Here is a 1,907-nt window from a genome sequence, read left to right on the forward strand (position 1 = left end):
CGGCCCTGCCCCTGCACCTGGCGGGCAGGCGTTCCCGCGCGCTGCTGGGCGGCGCCATGCAATTGCCGAGGCGGCGCGAGCTGGATGCCCGGTTGGTCGGCGGCAGCCTGCTGTTCGGCCTCGGCTGGGGCATCGCCGGCATTTGCCCGGGGCCGGCCGTGGCCATTCTGCTCAGCGGGCACTGGCAGGCGCCGCTGTTCGTCGCCGCGCTGCTCGCCGGGATGCTGATCTTTGCTGCGCTGGAGGGCCGGCGCGGCCACTGACCGAGGAGGTCATCATGCAACGCAACGTAGGGAACCTCGACCGCAGCCTGCGCATCGCCGCCGGGCTGATCCTGATCGGCCTCAGCCTGTCCGGCGTCATCGGCCTGTGGGGCTGGATCGGCCTGCTGCCGCTGGCCAGCGGAATCTTCCGCTTCTGTCCGGCCTATCCGCTGTTAGGCGTCAATACTTGTAAATCCAAATCCTGAATCGCAGGGGGCGGGCGACTCGCCGTCGTCCGCCCGGGAGCCGGCATGTCGCCCGTCATCACCCCCTTCTTCGATCCCGCCACCTTCACCTACAGCTACGTGGTCGCCGACCCGCTCAGCCGCCGCTGCGCCATCGTCGATTCGGTGCTGGACTACGACCCGGCCGCCGGGCGTACCTCGCATGCCGGCGCCGCCCGCATCGTCGCCCATGTGCGCGAGCAGGGCCTGACGGTGGGCTGGCTGCTGGAAACCCATGTGCACGCCGACCACCTGTCGGCCGCGCCCTACCTGCAGCGCGAGCTGGGCGGCCGGCTGGCCATCGGCGAGCGCATCACCCAGGTGCAGAGCACCTTCGGCCAGCTGTTCAACGCCGGCCGCGAGTTCGCCACCGACGGTTCCCAGTTCGACCGCCTGCTGCGCGACGGCGAGCGCTTCCAGATCGGCGCCATCGAGGCCTTCGCCCTGCACACCCCGGGGCATACGCCGGCCTGCATGAGCTACGTGATCGGTGACGCCGTCTTCGTCGGCGACACCCTGTTCATGCCGGACTACGGCACCGCGCGCTGCGATTTTCCCGGCGGCGATGCGCGCACCCTGTACCGTTCGATCCGCCGCCTGTTCGAACTGCCGGACGCCACCCGCCTGTTTCTCTGCCACGACTACAAGGCGCCGGGGCGCGCCGATTTCTGCTGCGAGACCACGGTGGCCGAGCAGCGCGCGCACAACCTGCACGTGCACGAGGGCATCGGCGAGGACGCCTTCGTCGCCATGCGCCAGGCGCGCGATGCCACGCTGGAGGTGCCGACCCTGATGCTGCCGGCGGTGCAGGTCAATATGCGCGCCGGGCAGTTGCCGCCGGCGGAGGACAACGGCGTGCGCTACCTGAAGATTCCCCTGGACCGCCTATGAAAGCCTCGTCGCTGCGCCGTTGGCTGCCCTGGCTGGAGTGGGGCCGGCAGTACGATCGGCAGACCGCGGCCGGCGATGCCCTGGCGGCGCTGATCGTCACCCTGCTGCTGATTCCGCAGAGCCTGGCCTACGCCATGCTCGCCGGCCTGCCACCGGCTGCCGGGCTCTACGCCAGCATGCTGCCGTTGCTGGCCTATGCCCTGTTCGGCAGCAGCCGCACCCTGGCCGTGGGCCCGGTGGCGGTGGTCTCGCTGATGACCGCGGCGGCCCTGCAGCCGCTGTTTCCCGCCGGCAGCGCCGAGTACGCCGGCGCCGCCCTGCTGCTGGCGCTGCTGTCTGGCGGGCTGCTCTGCGGCATGGCGCTGCTGCGCCTGGGCTTTATCGCCAACTTTCTCAGCCATCCGGTGATCTCCGGCTTTATCAGCGGCGCCGCCCTGCTGATCGTCCTCGGCCAGCTGGCGCCGCTGCTCGGTATCGCCGCCGCCGGCGGGACCCTGGGCCAACTGCTGCCGGCGCTGGCGCGGGGCCT

The 1,907-nt window shown here is 70.9% G+C and carries 4 protein-coding genes; all 4 read left to right on the forward strand.

Annotation, left to right across the window (positions count from 1 at the left end; translation table 11 throughout):
• On the forward strand, positions 1-263 hold a 263-nt coding region (locus N878_RS19130), incomplete at its 5' end, for a DUF6691 family protein (RefSeq protein ID WP_021445178.1).
• Between the two features lie 14 nt (positions 264-277).
• On the forward strand, positions 278-469 hold the full coding sequence (locus N878_RS19135; RefSeq protein WP_021445179.1) for a DUF2892 domain-containing protein: 192 nt from the start codon (positions 278-280) through the stop codon (positions 467-469).
• Between the two features lie 45 nt (positions 470-514).
• Positions 515-1,378, forward strand: coding sequence for an MBL fold metallo-hydrolase (locus tag N878_RS19140; RefSeq protein WP_021445180.1), 864 nt, complete (start codon positions 515-517; stop codon positions 1,376-1,378).
• The coding region (locus N878_RS19145) for a SulP family inorganic anion transporter (RefSeq protein WP_031303508.1) at positions 1,375-1,907 on the forward strand (533 nt) is incomplete at its 3' end. The genes N878_RS19140 and N878_RS19145, both read left to right, overlap by 4 nt.

It is taken from the genome of Pseudomonas sp. EGD-AK9, from assembly GCF_000465935.2.
Classification (GTDB): domain Bacteria; phylum Pseudomonadota; class Gammaproteobacteria; order Pseudomonadales; family Pseudomonadaceae; genus Aquipseudomonas.